Raw genomic sequence first — 18,949 nt, 5'->3', positions numbered from 1 at the left:
TGAGGAATTCATTTCCTCAACATCAAAAAATCTGCCCAGCCAAAGTCATTTCAATATGACTCGGCTTCATCTTTTTATTTCCTTTTACAAACAGCTCATTTCTCTGTTTGTATTGTTTTAGCCAAGAAAAAGGTAAAGCCAGTCCAATCAATACTTGATTAAGCATCGATACATCTAGTTTTACGTTTTCAACTATTTAAAGCTTTAGGCGATTAATGGGTTTGACTGATTCATTTTTTCATCCTTGAAATTAAAATCCCGTTATATTTTCATACCTCAAGTCATGATTTATCTCATGACAAATGGGTCATCAATTGGCTCATCTGAGGTACGTAACCAAACTGTTTTGGTGGTGGTGTAATCTAAAACAGCATTTGCGCCACCTTCCCGACCATGTCCCGAAAGCCCATGTCCACCAAAAGGTGCAAGTGGAGAAACAGCACGGTAAGTATTTAGCCAAACAATTCCCGATCCAATCACTTTTGTCATGCGGTGAGCACGGCTTAAATTGGTAGTAAAAACGCCTGCTGCCAATCCGTAAGGCGTGCTATTGGCTTTTTGCACGGCTTCCGCTTCATCTTTGAAACTATCTACTGATAACACCGGACCAAATAGTTCCGTGGTAATGCAATCTGCTTGAGGGGCATCGGTGCAATCTAAAATGGTTGGTGGATAGTAATACCCTGCTCGCTCAAGGCTTTTCCCGCCAGTAAGAAGTTTTGCCCCTTGCTGGATTGAACTTGCAACGACTTGCTCAATTTTTTGGCGTTGGCGTAAGGTACAAAGTGGTCCAAACTCGGTTGCCATTTCATGGGGTAAACCAATTTTTATGGTTTGTACACGCTCAACCAAACGCTGAACAAATTCATCCTTAATACTTTCTTCAACCAGTAAGCGTGAACCTGCTACACAACTTTGCCCAGTAGCAGCAAAAATAGCAGCGACCTGAGCATTTACCGCACTTTGAATATCTGCATCAGCAAATACAATAAATGGTGATTTGCCACCTAATTCGAGTGAAACTTTTGCAAGATTTTCAGCCGAGTTACGCACAATGTGCCTTGCTGTTTCTGGACCACCTGTAAACGCAACATGGGCAACATCAGGATGACTACTCAGCACGGCGCCACATTCAGGTCCGAAACCGGTAATCACGTTGACCACTCCAGCCGGAAAACCCGCTTCATGGACTAATTTGGCAAAGGCTAACAATGGTCCAGGGCCGTCTTCAGAGGCTTTTAGCACGACGGTACAACCTGCCGCTAAAGCTGGGCCAACCTTTACTGCCGATAGAAATAACTGACTGTTCCAAGGAACAATTGCAGCAACCACACCTACTGGTTCACGAACAATCCATGCTTGCATGTCTGCCTTATCAATCGGTAGAAAACTGCCCTCTAATTTGTCGGCAATACCTGCATAGTAGCGATAATATTCAGCGACATAGGCAATCTGGCTCGATGTTTCACGAATAATTTTGCCCGTATCACTGGTTTCAATTTGGGCAAGTTGCGGTGCAGCTTTTTCAATTAAATCAGCCAACTTATAGAGCAATTTACCACGCTGGGAGGCCGTTAAACCTGCCCACTCCGGTGCTTTTAATGCCCGAGATGCCGCCTGAACTGCTCGGTTGACTTCATCGGTTCGAGCTTCCGGCATGTGTGCCCAGACTTCACCTGTTGCAGGATTAATACTTTCAAACGTCGCTGCACCAGATTCAAACTGACCATTAATATAAAGCTGAAAGTCTGCTGTCATGATATTCGCCTCTATGCAAATGCCGGCATAACTTCATTGATCATACGTTCTAATGAGGCTTTTTTACGTTCAAAGCTCATGCCTGTATCAATCCAGAAAGAATATTCGTTATAGCCCATCGTCTCATAGGCTTTTAAGCGATCGATGACTTCTTGGGCTTGCCCAATCACGTTATTTTTGCGCATCGCTTCTGGTGTATAAAAAGGATGTGCAGCAATTTCTTCAGGGCTTAAAGGTGCAATTAAACCTTGTTTAATTTCACGCTCATTTTTAAACCAAGCGCCGAAGTAGTTATAGAAGGTATTGATTTCATCTGCTGCCAGTTGAGCATCTTCTTCACTATCTGCCACATAGGTATGGCGGAGCAACATAATTTCCGGACGCGGTACATCACTGAACTTTTCACAAGCTGCATTGAAATGTCCCATGAGTTTTTCAACTTCTTCGTCACCTAAATGTAACGGCGTTACCTGTACATTACAGCCATTTTGCACAGCAAATTCGTGGCTATTTGGATCACGGGCAGCAACCCAAATTGGTGGATGCGGTTGTTGAAGCGGTTGAGGTGCTGAGGTGGTTTTTGGAAACTGCCAAAATTCCCCGTTATGCTCATAATCGCCTTTCCAAAGGTTTTTAATTGCGGGAATCATTTCACGTAAACGCTGACCTGCACTCCATGCATCCATGCCCGGAACCATACGTTCATATTCAAACGAATAAGCACCACGAGCAATACCAATATCTAAACGGCCATTGGTAATAATGTCGGTCATTGCAGCTTCACCTGCAAGTTTAATCGGATGCCAGAATGGCGCTACCACCGTACCTGTACCTAAACGAACATTTTTGGTTTTATTCGCTAAATCGACCAGATTTAAAAATGGGTTCGGTGCAATGGTAAAGTTCATGGCGTGGTGCTCACCTGTCCAAACCGCATGCATACCACCACGATCTGCAATCTGACAAAGCTCAATCATTTCATCATAAAGCTGCTTCTGGGTTTGCTGATCAGAAACACGTTCCATATGCACAAATAATGAAAAACGCATGATTAAACTTCCTCTTTAACGATTTGACGAACTGTACCTGTTGTCTGATTTCCGTAATAAACACCATAAGTTTTCAAATGGTTTTCTTTGCGATAGCGCATCAGCATACTTTCTAAAGCACTGTCTACAAACTCAAGTTTCTCAAGATCATTTAAATCGACAAACTGACCTTTAGTGGCTTGAGCTACGGGTGTGTTGCATAAAAATGAAATATATTGCTGCTGGTTTTCAACGTTTTCATATACAGAGTAAATGAAGTTGGCAGAAGCATCTGGCTGATATTGTGCAAAGATTTTCTCGAGCGCTTTATCTGCACCGTCTTTATCTACCATGACATGGGGAATAGTCCAGTTATGATCGGCAGTTTCTTCAAGTAAAATAGTATTTTCATGTCCAATAATGGCACTCATTACCACTTTAGGGCCAGAGATCACCTCGGCAGAAAGTTTGGCTGGTGTGAAATATCCACCACGATAATAACCAAGCCCTGCAAAACCGGTCGAAGCAAAATCTTCAACTTTACCAATTAAAATCGCATGGTCACCTGCATCGACAACTTGGTAGGTTGTACAGTCAAACCATGCACTGACATGATCGATCAGCGGGTTTTGGCAAGCGCTTTTTGACCATGAAAGATTTGCAAAACGGTCTTCGCTTGGACGAGCAAAGGTATTTGAAACATCCTTTTGCTCTTCTGCCAAAATATTGATTGCGAAATGAGGGGTATTTGCAAAGTTATGATAATTGCTTGATGTCTTGGCAATACTCACTAGAAGTAAAGCTGGGTCCAAAGACACCGAAGCAAAAGAGTTCGCTGTAAAGCCAAGTGGCGTTCCATCTTCTTTACAGGTTGTGACCACCGTAACGCCCGTCATAAATGACCCGAAGGCATCACGTAGTTCACGCATTTTATTGATAGTATCCATTTCACTCATTGTTATATTCCTTCAGCAATGTGTGGCAAATTAAACGCTGGTTTCCAACCACGCTTGCATTGCATTATTCACTTTGTCAGGTGCAGTTAAATTCACCATATGACGTTCATTTTCAATGACAATTGCAGTGCCATGCTTTGCCTGTTTTGCCATTTGTATTGCCATTTCTGCAGTTGAATTCGGATCATCCGTACCGGTCAACACCAAAGCAGGACAAGTGATCTTTGACCAGTCATCTGCATAAGTTTCATCGCCTTGTGCAAACGCAGAATACGCAGTGGTATAACCAGATAAGTCGACATTTTCGAGCCAAGTTTTTACTTTGGCAGCTGCTATACGCTCGACTTCACTTTCACCAAACCAGCGTTGTAGCGGAGTTTCAACATCAATACGGCCTGTTTTTAACTCTTCAGCTCTTTGGATGACTGCATGACGTGCCTGTGGTGTCCGTTTATACACACCATTGAGTACAGCCATCCGTTTAACTAAATCAGGACGGGTAACACTGACGCCTGTCGTAATGAGTGATCCCATTGAGTGCCCTGCTAAATTTACCGGGCCTAAATTTAAGGCTGTAATAAATTCGATGGTCCATTCAACAAAATCTTGTAATTTTGCGTCTGCCGGTAATTTGGTACTTTGACCATGTCCCGGCATATCTACTGAAATCACATGATAATGTTTAGAAAAATATTCAATTTGTGGATACCATGCCGCAGCTTGCATTCCCACTCCATGGATCAGAACCAGAGGCTCTCCTTCGCCTTGCTCAAAATAGTGAGCAATACGGTTATTTGACAGCTGCAGGGTTTTTGACATCATGACCTAACTCTTCCAAATCTTTATAACGATCACCAATACGATGATGTGGCCGACCACCTGTTGCTGCACCAATCACAACAACCAGTTCGTCGGCAGCAGGTGCATCTGGAATTGCAAATTGAAATGTTAAGTAATGAGAACGGCGGCCTTCGTCATTTTTATCCATCATTGGAATTAAAATCGGCGCATTTGCTGGGCCACGGGTATTGTTAAATGCCAAATAAGATTTCGCACCGACAGCGCTACGGTAAGTATTACCAAAATGTAAGGTGTGAATTAAAGCTGATGCATGCTCAAGTTCACCATTTAAGCCCACCACTGCACTTTTACCAAAAGCTTCAACAGCCTCGCCCGAACCGACTTCATCAAGAATAAGCTTGGTTAAGTGCTCACTTAAGATCGGCGCAATGCGACGAATTTCCGGTGTTAGGTTTTCTACATAACCTTGCCCTGCCCACGGATTTTTAATTACCGCTGCTGCTGCCACCATTTTTAAAGGCTTGGCTGCTTCTTTGCCGCCATCTACATAAGTGGTTTCTACATGAAGCACAGTTTTACGTATGAGTTCCATTGCTCTTCCTTGCAAGTAAATTATCTTGTCATTCGTATTATGGTATACCATAATACATACTGAAAAAAAAGCAAGAGTTTGCTATGCTAATTTTTATTGAAAAACATGTAATGAAACTCAACATGTTAAAAAACAGGAAAATTTAATTACCTATGAATCTTAAAATTGAAAACCCGCCCGTAACTTTACGAGAGCTGTGTTTAGATAAAGTGCGTAATGCCATTATTACGGGCTATTTCCCTTCAGGAAAAAGATTGGTTGAAAGAACGTTATGTGAAGAACTTGGCGTGAGCCGTTCTGTAGTTCGCGAAGTGATTCGTTATTTGGAAGCAGAAGGTTTAGTCGAGATTTTGCCAAACAAAGGCCCTATTGTTTCACTACTTAACTGGGACATCGCTTCACAAATTTATGAAATTCGTCTTTTGTTAGAGCAAAGTGCTGTGGTTGACTGCACTAAAAATCTAGATGAAAAAACTGCTGAAAAATTAAAACTTCTATTAGAAGATCTTAAAGCTGCATTTGCCGCCGATGACATCAATCTCATTATTGCGACCTCTACCCGGCTTTATGAAACTATTTTTACTACAGCCAATCACCATATTGCTTGGGAAGTGGTTCAACGTTTAAACGGTCGAATTAGCCGTCTTCGTGCCATGACCATGAAATCAACAAAACGTGAAATTTCAGGTTATCAACGTATTAAAAATATGTGTGAGGCCATCTATCTTCACAAAGACCCTGAAAAGGCAAAACAAGCTGTTGCTGAACATATTGCTGAAGCTGCTGCTGTCGCAAAAAATATTTTAGATGCGTGAAGTCGCAAATTTTAGGAAAAGGTAAATAAACCTTTATTGAATAAGTTATAGGGAAATACGATATGTCTGCGTACTGGATTGCTCATGTCACCATTCATGATATGGAACAATATAAACAATATATGGCCACTGCTCCGCAAGCTTTTCAAAAGTACGGCGCCAAGTTTCTTGCGCGTGGCGGTGCCTCTGAAGTCTTAGAAGGACAAGAGTTTGAACGCCACGTGGTGATTGAGTTTCCAGATATGGAAACTGCACGTGAATGTTATTTTTCACCTGAATATCAGCTTGCCAAAAGTAAACGCCAAGGCTGCTGTGATGTCATGGTGAGTTTTGTTGAAGGGATCTAAATTGCTGAATTGATTTCTCAACTTGAGAAATCAATTCTATTTTAAGTTGTTACATCAGCGAGCTTATTTATATGTTTTAAATAAACCCTATACCTCACCATTAACTCATCGTTCAATCGAAAACTTTCAAGCAAACTAATCAGCTTCTTCTTTTTTAGAAGAAGGCCCCAAAGCCATACTCGAAAATACGCCATCGCGATAAATCCATGCATGTAATAACGCAGCGGACAGATGACCAATCACGACAGCAAATAATAGCCAAGCCAAAATTCCATGTAATGTACGGAACCAAGCGTAAAGCGTAGAGTTGGTTGGTGCTATAGGTGGAAGGTCCCAACCCGGAAATAAAGTGACAGGCCAATTACCTGCCGATAGCGTCGCCCATCCGAGCAATGGCAAACTAAACATCAAAATATAAAGTAGCCAATGTGATGCATGAGCAAGAAACGCTTGCCAGCGTGGTACAGACGGCGGCAAAGGTGGAATTGGATAACAGAGTCGATTTATTAATCTTATGATGACCAATAGTAAGATTGCGATTCCTAAAGGACGGTGAATATCAATTAACCACGGACGCCAAGTCATTGAGGTGGTCATACCTACCCCAATAAATAGCATAGCCAGAATTGCTGCCGCCATAAGCCAATGTAGTATTCGAGCAGTTAAATTAAAATGACGTGGAGCATTATCGTTAGATTTATTTTGCATTGTTCATCTCTCCTATTTGCCCACGGCATCCGTTGCTTTGCCAAATCCAATTTCACGTAATCGAGCATTGTAAGACTGTGAATAGATAGCCGCTCGTGCTGCAAGTACTGGGTCATCTGATAACTCAATTCCGGGTGGCACCAAAGTTGGGTCAAAGTTAATATCACGACAAGCGCCATTTACCTGATCAGTCACATTTTTGACTTCTAATGTTCCGGCTATAACTTCTTTACGGTCTTTTGGCCAAGGCTGAGATGGGTCATTCACCGGGTCTCCCGGCTCGGCAAGTTGCAAAACTAAGTCCCAATAGAGCGGTCCTTCAGCCAAACGTTTTTTGATGTCTTTAAATAAGAAATCATGATCAGCTTGATCACGTTGTTCTTTGGTCAGACTAATAAATTTTGAATGAGGACGCATAGACCAACGGACTGGCTGTTCTTGTCCATTGGCCGCTCGCAATATAAAGGCATTTACGACATAAAATTCTGCACCGCTGAAACTACCAGTTAATGGCATCTTGGCCTTTTGCTCAATAGACTTACGTGCTTCGGGATATTCTTTTAAAAACGCCTCAACAAGGGCTGGATCAGGTTTCCCAGTAGACGGAACCGGTTTAAATGCTTTTTGCTGCGTCAAAAAACCTTCAGCATTTCGCGTCGGGAAATAAGGAAAGTTGTTTAATTTCATGCGCCACTGCGAATGATCGGCTGGAGAAAGTAATAAAGCCATACTCACTGTTGCGGTAGAATTATCTGCCGCATGCGGATTACCGCTTCCAATAGAAAATCGGCCAATTGCTGGTATATCAGACTTGGCAAATACAGTGGCTTTAGAGAGTGCTGCTGCCACACCATTACTATGGTAAGTGCCATCAAAACAAATACCTTTACCATGTGCTCGTCGATATCCGGGATCAAAGTTTTTTAATGTGTCACCCAAAAAAGTTTTGCTTGTGGTGCGATGTCCAAATAGACCAGCGGTCCAAGCAAATGCTAATACTAAAGCGCCTGCGATTACAGCAATACCCACGAATCGCAGCCAGTACTTCTTTAGCGTTTTAAAATTCAAATTATTCATTCTTCATCCTGTGTAAATTATATAGCTGCATTTATAAAGAAAAGTTTGATCCTATAAAAAGAGTATTACTTATATTGATGGAATTATGTTCAAGATTAGCTAAGTAAATAAAATCCCGAAATTTCTGAATCTAATAGTGATAAGCCTTAATATAATATTTATTTCTGGGCCATATAAGTTAAGTACCGTGAGGTTAGTATTAAGTTTATTAACATTTGAATAGAGATAAATAAAGCATGGGAACGAAAAATGTAAAAGTTCCCACTTTTTGACAAGTCACATTGGCTTTTAGTTTTATAAGTTGGCTATAAATTTTATTTTTTAACTATTAGGTTATTTTCATATTAACTGCACTCATGCCCAGCCATCCAACTGGCTTTGAGCATGAGTGAATCGTTTAACCTTTCTCTTTTAACCGTTTTGGCGTAGCCCATATTAGTAGTGCAATACACACAACACATAAGCTTGCAATAATATACAGCGCAGGCGTTGTACTACCTGTTATGTCTTTAATATGGCCAACCATAATAGGACTAACAATTCCCCCTACTTGCCCTAATGTATTAATGAGCGCTGTACCACCCGCAGCCCCCGCCCCAGCTCCAACCAGAAGCTTTGGTGGTAAATTCCAGAAAGAAGGAATTGCTGCAACAATACCCGCTCCTAATAAAGCAAGCGAAATGACCACAACAATAGGATTGGTATCAAAGAAACCCGCAGTAAAGAAACCAATTGCACCGAAAGACAATAACCCTACTGTAAATTTTAAGCGCTCACCCGTTCTATCGGCCAAACGACCCACGATCACCATGGTCATTGCCCCCATAATATATGGAATTGCTGTCAACAAGCCGATGAGCTTGGTATCATCAATACCTGAGCTTTTAATTAATTGTGGTCCCCAGAAATTTAGTCCATAAGATGCAACTTGAATCAGAAAGTAGCTCAGACTCAAAACCAAGAAGCCTGGAGTTTTAATTGCTGCCCACAATGAATGGGTCGCTTTTTCTGGTTGTTTTGGTTCAACCAAGCGTTTTAAATGCACTTTTTCTGAAGCAGATAGCCATTGTGCATCATCAATACGGTCTTTTAAATAAGTTAAAACACAGAGACCCAACAGAACACACGGAATACCTCCTAATAGGAATAACCAGTGCCAACCACGCATGTTCATCACACCATCAAGTGATGACAATAACACCCCTGAAATTGGTCCCCCAAAGATGCCTGAAAATGCAGAAGCAAGGAAAAATAATGAAATAATTCGACCACGATAGCTTTGAGGAAACCAAAGCGTCATGTAATACAGCACACCCGGAGCAAAGCCCGCCTCCATTGCACCAATCAAGAAACGTAATACATAAAATTGCCACTCTGTAGTCACAAACACCATTAAGGCCGTTGCAACACCCCAAGAAACCATGATGCGCGCAATCCATTTTCTCGCACCAAATTTATGTAGCAATAAATTACTAGGTACTTCAAATATTACATACCCAATTACAAACAAACTGGCACCGAGGCCATAAGCCGTATTACTTAGGGATAGATCAGCTTGTAACTGAAATTTGGCAAAACTGATGTTGATACGATCAAAAAAGGCAAATAGGTAACACACCATAATTAATGGCATGATTTTCCATGCGACTTTTTTTATTAATTGCTTTTCGGCAGTTGCTTCAGCCGATAATTCCATGCTTTGCGTTAAACTCATTTATTTTCTCCTGAAAATGAGCCTCAAAACACGTCTTCTCAAGTTTTTAAAGACGAGTTGACCGATGACGATACGAATATCGTCTTATCTCGAACTAACTTGAGTAACGTATCTTAATTAAGTGATTTGATGTAATCCGGTATAGGATGCAAGTCTGTATTTCTCCCCGCCTTGGCAAGCTGGCTTGGCGTGTCATGCCCTAAAAGAGCTGGTAAGGTTCTGGAAAGTTGAATAAGAGCATTCAAATCAATAGTGGTGGGTATTCCCATTTCTTCGCACATATTGACCAAATCTTCAGTACAGATATTTCCTGAAGCCCCTGGTGCAAATGGGCACCCACCTAATCCACCCAATGCGGCATCAAACCTTCTTGCTCCAGCTTCATAAGCTGCAAGAACATTAGTTAATCCCAATCCACGTGTATTATGAAAATGTAAGGTCAGCTGCTCAGGTGAAATTAACGATAAAACGTGAGAAACAATTCTTTTCACTTGCACTGGGTTTGCCATACCAGTGGTATCTGCCAGTGTAATGTTATGAATACCCAACTCTAAATAATGTTCAACTAAGCTAAACACTTCTTTTTCACTAATCTTGCCTTCAAATGGACAGCCAAAGGTTGTTGCAACAGTTCCGTTAAACTGTGTTTTACCCTGTAGTTGCTCCACAATTTGGGTAAATCCTGCAAACGATTGAGCCTTTGTCATACGCATATTGGCAAGGTTGTGGGTTTGGCTAGCAGAGAGGACAAGATTCAACTCATTTGCATTTGCTTCAACTGCCCGAAGTGCGCCTTTTAAATTTGGAATTAGTCCAACATAAATAATATCTTTATGGCGTGTAATTCCAGTAAAAACCTCCTCCCCATCTCGCAGGTTCGGAATCGCTTTTGGGGAGACAAAAGACCCAGCTTCAATTCGAGAGAAACCCATTGTCGACAACTGATTAATTAAATCAATTTTCTTTGTCGTGGGTACCCAAGTCGGCTCAATTTGCAAACCATCTCGTGGAGAGACTTCTTGTACGACAAGTAAGTCGGAAAATGCTGTCATTGCACTACTCCTGATACACGTAGGCTTTCAATATCTTCAGCTTGATAACCGTATTGTTTTAAAACAGATTCGGTATGCTCGCCCAACTCAGGACCACGCCATTTGACCTGCCCCGGTGTTTCAGAAAGCTTCGGAACAATACCCGGCATTTTTACCACCTGACCATCAGGCAACTCGGTTGAAAGCAACATATCACGTGCATTAAAGTGCGGATCATTGACCATGTCTGCTACAGAATAAATTCGCCCTGATGGAACCTCAGCCTGTTCAAGCTGTTGCAAGACTTCATCAATTGAATGCTGTCGACTCCATGATTCAATTGCAGCATCGAGTAAATCACTTTGTTGCGCACGCCCATCGTTGTGTTCAAACTCAGGTCGATTTGCCAAATCTTCACGACCAATTACATGCATTAAGCGCTTAAAAATTGGATCACTGTTTCCTGCAATCACCACAAAAGCGTTGTCTTTGGTTCGATAGGTATTTGAAGGTGCAATACCCGGTAATGAACCTCCAGAACGCTCCCGAATAAAACCATGCAAGTCGTATTCCGGGACAACACTTTCCATAATATTGAAGACACTCTCTGCAAGTGACACATCAACAATCTGTCCGTTACCGTTATTCGTTTTAATATTTACAATCGACATTAAAGCGCCAATCACTGCATGTAATGAAGCAAGTGAGTCACCCAAACTCACCCCAACTCGTGCAGGCGCAGAATCTTGAGAACCCGTTGTATAACGAATTCCACCCATTGCCTCACCAATTGCACCAAAGCCCGGCTTGTCTTTATAAGGGCCAGATTGCCCATAACCAGATATACGAACAAAAGTTAGTTTAGGATTAATTGATTTTAGGGTTTCCCAATCTAACCCCAGCTTTTCAAGCGCACCAGGACGCATGTTTTCGACCAGAATGTCAGTATCGACAATCATCTTTTTGATTAAAGCAATTGCTTCCGGTGACTTAAGATTAAGTGCTAAAGATTTCTTATTACGTGACTGTAAATACCACCACAAAGATGTTCCGTGATGTAACTTACGCCATTTACGAAGTGGGTCGCCTTTGCCAATAGGCTCAATTTTTATGACTTCAGCACCAAACTCACCAAGAATGCGTGTTGCAAATGGAGCTGCAATTAGCGTTCCTATTTCTAGGACTTTTATTTTTTCAAGGGCTAGACTCATAACAATCCATATTATATCTACTTCCGATAGAATTAAATTTATGGCGCAATGAGCAGTAATACAATTCTTAAAACATCAACAAGTCTTCGTGGTTTGCGAAACCTATAAAATCATTTAGGAATAATTTCTTTATGGGGATGCATAAAATATTGTTTTAAAAGCAAAGTTACTGGATTTAAAAACTCATCATGCTTGGACACAAGATATAAGTCTCTTTTTGCCCAATCATCGGTTAACTCTACACTTGCCAATCCTAAGGGTTTACCAAAGATTTCAAAAACCTTATGAGGCAAAATCCCAATCCCCATACCCGCCTGCACCATACGGCAAACGGCATCAAAACTTGTTACCAATATTCTGAGTTTGAGCTGCTTTCCTAACGCTTCAGACTTTTGCTGCAAAATCCGGTTAATCGCACTTTGAGTATGTAAACCAATAAAGTCGTAATCTAATGCATCTTCAAAGGAAATGATTTTCTGTTCACTTAAATATTGCTGGTTTTGTATGACCGCGACCAGCCGATCGCTACGATAATGATAATAATCCAGATCTTCTGATAAATTCTCAGCAATGCAGATTCCTAAGTCAGCAATTTTATTACTTACATTTTGAATAATTTCTATACTAGGGCGTTCTTCAAGCTCAATCTTAATTTGGGGGTTTTCAACAATAAAAGGATGTAGGCTTTCGGGTAAAAACTGAATGATTGTTGATAAATTTGCCTGTAATCGTACAAAACCTTTAATGCCTATTTTGTATTCTTCTAACTCAACCGAAGCTTTATAAACCGAGTCTAAGATGGTTCTGCAATGATAAAGCAGGCTTTCACCAGCAGGTGTAATTTGCATGCCCTTACCATCACGAATAAACAGTTTGGTTCCAATCAAATGCTCCAAATCAGTCAAACGCTTACTTGCGGCAGACAGCGCAATCATATTTTTTTCAGCGGCCTTGCTCAGAGATTTTTCATCACAAACGGACTGGAAAATCGTTAAGGTGACCAAATCCAGTTTACGAATAATATTTTCTATATGCATCACACGTCACCAATTTCCCTATCTATGACTTTTTCTTTAACACTTAAAACCAATTTGAAACACTTTAAAGTATGACACATCATAAAAGACTCGAGGTTTTGGGCACAAGAAGCATAACCGTTATTAATAAACATCTTACATTTCTTAAAACGTCAAGCCCTCTTCGCTACATGCGAACACTAAGTATATTATGAAGTGATAAATTAGCTCCAAAATCGCGCGATGATCTCATCCTAAAATTACTTAGTCTTATGGAGCAAGACGATATGGCAGGCAAAACTTTATATGACAAATTGTGGGATGAACATTTAGTCTCACAACGTGATGATGGCTCATGTTTACTATACATTGACCGTCATTTATTAAATGAAGTAACAAGTCCCCAAGCATTCGATGGATTGCAACTTGCGGGTCGTCAACCATGGCGTTTAAGTGCAAACGTCGCGACACCGGACCACAACGTTCCAACATCTAAAAAAGAGCGTGAACAAGGCATTGCTGGTATTGAAGATGATACGTCGCGTATTCCTGTACAAACACTCAATAATAATTGCAAGACTTTTAATATTATTGAATTTGATATCAATGACATACGCCAAGGGATTTTACATGTGATTGGACCTGAACAGGGCTTAACTTTGCCGGGTATGACTGTGGTGTGCGGTGACTCGCATACAGCGACTCATGGTGCATTCGGTTGCTTGGCGCATGGTATTGGAACATCTGAAGTTGAACATGTGTTAGCAACACAATGTTTGATCCAGAAAAAATCTAAAAACATGTTAGTGCGTGTAGATGGCGTATTGGGCAAAGGCGTAACACCAAAAGATGTTGTGTTGGCGATTATCGGTAAAATTGGTACCGCTGGTGGTACAGGCTATGCAATCGAATTCGGTGGTCAGGTATTCCGTGATATGTCGATTGAAGGCCGTATGACGGTCTGTAACATGGCAATTGAAGCAGGTGCGCGTGTTGGTATGATTGCAGTTGATGACAAGACCATTGAATATGTGAAAGGCCGTAGTTACACACCAAAAGGCGAACAATGGGAGCAAGCAGTTGCTTACTGGAACACATTGCATTCAGATGAAGATGCAGTGTTTGATGCAGTCGTTGAGTTAAATGGCGCAGAGATCGAACCACAAGTATCTTGGGGAACTTCACCTGAGATGGTAATTCCGATTTCACAAGCTGTACCAACTTTAGAGCAAGCGAAAGATGATGTTCAGCGTAATGACTGGACGCGTGCTTATCAATATATGGGTTTAAATGCAGGACAGGCATTAGCTGATATTCAGCTTGATCGTGTCTTTATTGGTTCTTGTACGAACTCTCGTATTGAAGATATCCGTGCTGCGGCTGAGGTGGTTAAGGGGCGTAAAGTGGCATCTACCATTAAGCAAGCTATGATTGTTCCGGGTTCAGGTTTAGTTAAACAACAGGCGGAAAAAGAAGGCTTAGATAAAATCTTCTTGGAAGCTGGTTTTGAATGGCGCGAACCGGGTTGTTCAATGTGTTTAGCAATGAATGCTGACAAGTTACAACCGGGTGAACACTGTGCATCGACGTCTAACCGTAACTTTGAAGGCCGTCAAGGCAATGGCGGTCGTACTCACTTGGTGAGTCCGGCAATGGCGGCAGCGGCTGCAATTGCTGGTCACTTTGTTGATGTTCGTTCATTTTAATTCGGTCTGGAGCAAACCATGAAAGCTTATACAGTTGAACAAGGTATCGTTGCACCATTAGATCGTGCCAATGTTGATACAGATTTAATTATTCCAAAACAGTTTTTAAAGTCGATTAAACGCACTGGTTTTGGCGACAATTTATTTGATGAACTTCGTTATTTAGATGAAGGTTATCCAGGACAAGACAATTCAGTACGTCCAAAAAATCCGGATTTCGTTTTAAATCAGCCTCGCTATCAAGGTGCAACCGTTTTAATTGCTCGTACTAACTTTGGTTGTGGTTCAAGTCGTGAGCATGCACCTTGGGCATTAAACGAATATGGTTTCCGTACTGTTATTGCACCAAGCTTTGCTGATATTTTCTTTAATAACTGTTTCAAAAATGGCATGTTACCTGTCATTTTGTCAGAAGAAATTGTTGATCAGTTATTTAAAGAATGCGCTACCAATGACGGATATCAATTAACAATTGATTTAGCTGCTCAGGAAGTACGTACGCCAACAGGTGAAGCTTTTAAATTTGAAGTTGATCCGTTTCGTAAGCATTGCTTGTTAAATGGTTTGGATGATATTGGTTTAACTCTCCAAAATGCGGATGCAATTCGTGCTTATGAAGAAAAAACTAAACAAGTTCGTCCTTGGATATTCCAAGAGCTAGCTAAATAGTGGTGAAGCATTATTCATAGATTGGTTGAAAACCTCAACCAATCATTTAATTACTAAAACTATTTATTTGGGTTATTAAGTAATTAATAGGAAGCTTTTGCACGATCAAACAGATTTTAAAATGAATAAGTTATTGTTAAATTGGGCTTTATGATGAACTATAAATTAAAACGTCCAAGTGGAGATAAGTTTTGAGCTGAATATACACAGATGTTGTGTATATTGCCGCTTTGAACCAAGAAAATAATTTGCTCTTAAACTTATTTTTTTATAGGTAGTAGTAAAACAGGGTCTTCAATATCGTAACCAGTTTCTTCTGGAACCCCCAGATATTTAACGACAACCAACCTCTTATTGTGTTTAGGCACACTATAATTTTGGGAAATTTTTATTGCTTTGCTGTAATGAACCGCAACATGGGTTTTACTTTGTAAAGACGGCGATTTTACAACATATTCTGTTTTATATTGCGTGATCTTTCCTGAAGGATCAAACCAAGTTGATACTTGATTCTGATGAGTTTTTAATGTTTGAATTTTTACAGTCTTACTATTACTTACGACTAAGGGAGTTAAATTCCTTTTAATTTTTTTAAGCGCCTTATTAAACGCTGTACTATCTTGATCATAATCAATCTTATGTGTTTTTGGATTGATATAGAGAGATTTAACTTCAATCAGTTTATCAGGTGATTTACTATTTAATAGATAATAATAGAGTTGTGGTAGGCGTCCTCGACCATCTTCATAATGTCTTAATACATACAGTTTCTTCTCTTTTTGCTGATAGCCCAATACTTCAATTTTTTGTCCACCACCTACTGTCGCATAGCTATGTGCGGATAAGGTAAGAATTGTGCTAAAAGTTAGAAATTTTAGAAATTTCATCAGTTCATATCCTTGTGATCTTGTAATTATATTGTATAAATATCAAACAGATTAAAATGACACTTGAGTAAGTGTTACTTGCTGTTTTTATATTCTTTTGTACACAAGCAGTTTTTTAAGGGGGCTTTATTTATTATTTCTCTCCCCCCTCAAAACCACTCGTCTAGCTTTTACATATAAACCCTCATAGAAGAACAGGCTAACACTTGCTAGCATCGACATGAGTAAACATACATGGACTAAAATTTCTAACAAAAGAGTTTAAAAAACAATCCAACATCTTTTCCCGCTCGATTGCCCCATCTGAGCTTAAAAGCTGAATGATTGTGCCCTCCACCATATATACAAATAGCTTGGCATCGGTAAAAGAAGCATCTGCGTTTAGCACTCTAAGCTGGCTATAAATTTCATTTTTGAGCCATGTTCTATAGCGCATTGCGGATTGATAAGCGTTGGGATAACTATTTTTAATCTCAAAAATAGCTTTAAATAATAAGTAATACGGCCCTTCTAAATCGGTATGTAAATAATAAAGCTTTTTAAGTTTATCGATGGCAAGGGTACTTAAGTCATACTCGACCATTGCGACTACTTGCTCTTGGAGCTTTTCTTTTTGCACCATAAGGCAAATTTCAATAAGCCGCTCTTTTGATTGAAAGTAATTATAAAAAGTCGCTTTCGTAATTTCTGATTCTTTCACTATTCTGTCGACCCCAATAAGGTGAAAACCACGGTGATGAAACAGATCAATTGCTTTATTTACAACATATAAGGTACGTGTTGGGAGAGCTAAATTTGGCATAGTTTTACCGTTATAAAAATTTTTGTTGTATGTAGAGATAAAAAAGCCTGTGCCCTTTTTGGGAGAAAAAAAGGCACAGCAAAGCCGTAAAGACTGTGCTTGGCACATCTCGAGTTTTGTTGTTGCTGAGTTTTAAGTAAAAATGACTTTAAGCCTGACAACCTTAAGGCATTCAAGTTGCTTTAATTTTTAAGCTGTGTCGTTATAGCTTTTAGCATTGAGAGCCAAGAAATAATGGATGTGCAAAGCCAACTCCTTTTTATTGGGAGTTCTGCCGACATGAATAGAAATTATGGTGGCAGAACGAGAAAGGGTTCGCGGACTGGTACAACAACCAGCACACCCGAAGGTGTCCCTCTCCCGTCCTGAACTGCACCCCATAAGTTAGACTTTTTAAACTTATGAGGTGTGCCCTATGCCAATTCCGAAGCATTCAAAAGAGTTAAAATTAAAAGTCATTCAAGCTTATTTAGATGGAAGTAAAGGATATAAAATCCTTTCACAAGAATTTAATGTTGATCTCCAAACCATCCGCTTATGGATTGAAAACTATAAGGCACAAGGTGAAGATGGCCTGAATGTTAAAACTAAAAAAACCTACTACTCTTCCGAATTTAAAATCAAGGCTGTACAAATGCTTCTTGATAAGATACCGGTAAGAGAAGTTAGAAGACGGTTAAATCTGAGCGGGACGTCAATTTTAAGAAGGTGGCTCGCTCAGTATCATAAAGAAGGGATTGCCGGGTTTAATACTACGAGGATTTATACCAATATGGTTAAACAAGATAAAACCAAAATAACTAAGCCTATAAAAGAAGACAAAGATAAATCTCAACAGGAACTCATTGATGAAGTGACCGCTTTACGAGCGGAGGTTGCCTTTTTAAAAAAGCTAAAAGCCTTAAAACTGAAGCAACGTACTTAAATACACTTTGTACTGCAGACACTGTTCAGGTTATTTCAGAATTAAGGCAAATTTATCCATTAAAACTCTTACTCAGTATTGCAAAGATTGCTCGTAGTACTTATTTCTATCACATGAAAGCTGTACGCTCTAATGACAAATATACTGAGTTAAAACAGCAGATTAAGTCCATATATCACAAGCATAAGGGATGCTATGGCTATCGTAGAATTACTCTTGCCCTGAAAAGTACAGGAATAATAATCAACCATAAATGTGTATATCGCCTTATGAAAACCATGGGAATTAAATCACGTATCAGAGCATTGAAATATCGCTCATATAAAAGTGGTTGTGTCGGGACGGTGGCTGATAACATTATGCAACGGCAATTTAAAGCGAACCATCCCAACCAGAAATGGGCAACTGATGTGACGGAATTTAATGTTAACGGTGAAAAACTTTATTTATCACCAATTATAGATTTGTTTAATGGGGAAATTATTACCTTCCGAATCCAACGTAAACTCAATTATGAGTTAGTGAAAGATATGCTCATTCATGCTTTAGCTAAACTTAAGCGACATGAGAAACCAATTCTCCATTCAGATCAAGGATGGCAATATCAAATGGCTCATTACCAACAGCAATTAAAGCAACATGGTTTAATTCAAAGTATGTCTCGTAAAGGAAATTGCTTAGATAATGCTGTAATAGAAAGCTTCTTTGGAATATTAAAATCGGAATGCTTTCATGGAGAAAAATTTCAATCAATTGATGAATTAGAGAAAACGATACGAGAATACATTCATTATTATAATCATGAGAGAATCAAGGTGAAGCTACAAGGTTTATCCCCTGTACAATATAGAAACCAGTTTATAAAAACTGCTTAACTAACTGTCCAACTTTATGGGGGCAGATCAT

General features: G+C 40.0%; 20 protein-coding genes. 6 read left to right on the top strand and 14 right to left on the bottom strand.

The genetic code is table 11. The annotated features are described in order from the left end of the window. Positions 1–22: 22 nt before the first annotated feature. The 6 genes from MKL62_RS10345 to MKL62_RS10320 all read right to left on the bottom strand — a co-directional run bounded on the left by MKL62_RS10345 (position 23) and on the right by MKL62_RS10320 (position 5,135). Positions 23–166, bottom strand: coding sequence for a hypothetical protein (locus MKL62_RS10345; RefSeq protein ID WP_000934373.1), 144 nt, complete (start codon positions 164–166; stop codon positions 23–25). A 122-nt stretch (positions 167–288) separates the two neighbouring features. Next, positions 289–1,758 (bottom strand): (Z)-2-((N-methylformamido)methylene)-5-hydroxybutyrolactone dehydrogenase, encoded by a 1,470-nt coding sequence (gene tgnC, locus MKL62_RS10340; RefSeq protein WP_000123066.1) that lies wholly within the window; start codon positions 1,756–1,758, stop codon positions 289–291. Between the two features lie 11 nt (positions 1,759–1,769). Next, entirely contained in the window at positions 1,770–2,807 is a 1,038-nt protein-coding gene (tgnB, locus tag MKL62_RS10335; protein ID WP_001212564.1) for a flavin-dependent trigonelline monooxygenase oxygenase component, read from the bottom strand. A gap of 2 nt (positions 2,808–2,809) precedes the next feature. Then, positions 2,810–3,742: a flavin-dependent trigonelline monooxygenase reductase component gene (tgnA, locus tag MKL62_RS10330; RefSeq protein WP_030423688.1), complete on the bottom strand. Its 933-nt coding sequence runs from the start codon at positions 3,740–3,742 to the stop codon at positions 2,810–2,812. 30 nt (positions 3,743–3,772) lie between these two features. Continuing rightward, complete coding sequence (locus MKL62_RS10325) at positions 3,773–4,564, bottom strand: alpha/beta fold hydrolase (RefSeq protein ID WP_000987212.1); 792 nt, start codon at positions 4,562–4,564, stop codon at positions 3,773–3,775. Continuing rightward, positions 4,533–5,135, bottom strand: a complete 603-nt coding sequence (locus MKL62_RS10320) for an amino acid synthesis family protein (RefSeq protein WP_005128950.1) — start codon at positions 5,133–5,135, stop codon at positions 4,533–4,535. Before MKL62_RS10320 ends, MKL62_RS10325 begins: the two co-directional genes overlap by 32 nt. Positions 5,136–5,287: 152 nt before the next feature. Here MKL62_RS10320 and MKL62_RS10315 point away from each other — a divergent pair, with 152 nt between their 5' ends. Further along, on the top strand, positions 5,288–5,950 hold the full coding sequence (locus MKL62_RS10315; RefSeq protein WP_001049495.1) for a GntR family transcriptional regulator: 663 nt from the start codon (positions 5,288–5,290) through the stop codon (positions 5,948–5,950). A gap of 62 nt (positions 5,951–6,012) precedes the next feature. Further along, the gene (locus MKL62_RS10310) at positions 6,013–6,297 is read left to right on the top strand and encodes a DUF1330 domain-containing protein (RefSeq protein ID WP_001277471.1); all 285 of its coding nucleotides are present in this window, start codon (positions 6,013–6,015) and stop codon (positions 6,295–6,297) included. Between the two features lie 135 nt (positions 6,298–6,432). On the opposite strand, the gene MKL62_RS10305 is transcribed toward MKL62_RS10310, so the two are convergent. The 6 genes from MKL62_RS10305 to MKL62_RS10280 all read right to left on the bottom strand — a co-directional run bounded on the left by MKL62_RS10305 (position 6,433) and on the right by MKL62_RS10280 (position 13,075). Then, positions 6,433–7,005, bottom strand: coding sequence for a cytochrome b (locus MKL62_RS10305; RefSeq protein ID WP_001180285.1), 573 nt, complete (start codon positions 7,003–7,005; stop codon positions 6,433–6,435). Between the two features lie 12 nt (positions 7,006–7,017). After that, a complete protein-coding gene (locus MKL62_RS10300; protein WP_005128951.1) occupies positions 7,018–8,082 on the bottom strand; it encodes a catalase family peroxidase in 1,065 nt (354 codons plus the stop codon). Between the two features lie 397 nt (positions 8,083–8,479). Next, positions 8,480–9,796 (bottom strand): MFS transporter, encoded by a 1,317-nt coding sequence (locus MKL62_RS10295; RefSeq protein ID WP_005128953.1) that lies wholly within the window; start codon positions 9,794–9,796, stop codon positions 8,480–8,482. A gap of 113 nt (positions 9,797–9,909) precedes the next feature. Beyond that, positions 9,910–10,848, bottom strand: a complete 939-nt coding sequence (locus MKL62_RS10290; protein WP_005128957.1) for a hydroxymethylglutaryl-CoA lyase — start codon at positions 10,846–10,848, stop codon at positions 9,910–9,912. Continuing rightward, entirely contained in the window at positions 10,845–12,038 is a 1,194-nt protein-coding gene (locus tag MKL62_RS10285; RefSeq protein WP_005128959.1) for a CaiB/BaiF CoA transferase family protein, read from the bottom strand. The genes MKL62_RS10290 and MKL62_RS10285 overlap by 4 nt, the downstream gene beginning before the upstream one ends. Before the next feature lie 110 nt (positions 12,039–12,148). Continuing rightward, positions 12,149–13,075 carry a LysR family transcriptional regulator gene (locus tag MKL62_RS10280; RefSeq protein WP_005128960.1) on the bottom strand — a complete coding sequence of 309 codons (927 nt, stop codon included), beginning with the start codon at positions 13,073–13,075 and terminating at the stop codon, positions 12,149–12,151. 266 nt (positions 13,076–13,341) lie between these two features. Between MKL62_RS10280 and leuC the strand changes: the two genes are divergently transcribed. Both leuC and leuD read left to right on the top strand, forming a co-directional pair. Next, entirely contained in the window at positions 13,342–14,760 is a 1,419-nt protein-coding gene (gene leuC, locus MKL62_RS10275; RefSeq protein ID WP_005128961.1) for a 3-isopropylmalate dehydratase large subunit, read from the top strand. Between the two features lie 18 nt (positions 14,761–14,778). Beyond that, positions 14,779–15,429, top strand: a complete 651-nt coding sequence (leuD, locus tag MKL62_RS10270) for a 3-isopropylmalate dehydratase small subunit (protein WP_005128962.1) — start codon at positions 14,779–14,781, stop codon at positions 15,427–15,429. 260 nt (positions 15,430–15,689) lie between these two features. Here leuD and MKL62_RS10265 read toward each other — a convergent pair whose 3' ends face one another. Together MKL62_RS10265 and MKL62_RS10260 are read right to left on the bottom strand one after the other, a co-directional pair. Next, complete coding sequence (locus MKL62_RS10265; RefSeq protein ID WP_005128963.1) at positions 15,690–16,316, bottom strand: hypothetical protein; 627 nt, start codon at positions 16,314–16,316, stop codon at positions 15,690–15,692. 199 nt (positions 16,317–16,515) lie between these two features. After that, positions 16,516–17,118 (bottom strand): TetR/AcrR family transcriptional regulator, encoded by a 603-nt coding sequence (locus MKL62_RS10260; RefSeq protein ID WP_005128964.1) that lies wholly within the window; start codon positions 17,116–17,118, stop codon positions 16,516–16,518. Between the two features lie 415 nt (positions 17,119–17,533). Here MKL62_RS10260 and MKL62_RS10255 point away from each other — a divergent pair, with 415 nt between their 5' ends. Both MKL62_RS10255 and MKL62_RS10250 read left to right on the top strand, forming a co-directional pair. After that, complete coding sequence (locus MKL62_RS10255) at positions 17,534–18,043, top strand: helix-turn-helix domain-containing protein (RefSeq protein WP_001122273.1); 510 nt, start codon at positions 17,534–17,536, stop codon at positions 18,041–18,043. A 32-nt stretch (positions 18,044–18,075) separates the two neighbouring features. Beyond that, the gene (locus tag MKL62_RS10250) at positions 18,076–18,918 is read left to right on the top strand and encodes an IS3 family transposase (RefSeq protein WP_223673390.1); all 843 of its coding nucleotides are present in this window, start codon (positions 18,076–18,078) and stop codon (positions 18,916–18,918) included. Positions 18,919–18,949 lie beyond the last annotated feature (31 nt).

This window comes from Acinetobacter sp. AOR01_HL, from assembly GCF_027855455.1.
In the GTDB taxonomy this organism is placed as follows: domain Bacteria; phylum Pseudomonadota; class Gammaproteobacteria; order Pseudomonadales; family Moraxellaceae; genus Acinetobacter; species Acinetobacter baumannii.
The sequence above is the reverse complement of the archived record's forward strand: the minus strand, read 5'-3'. Positions and strand labels throughout refer to the sequence as shown.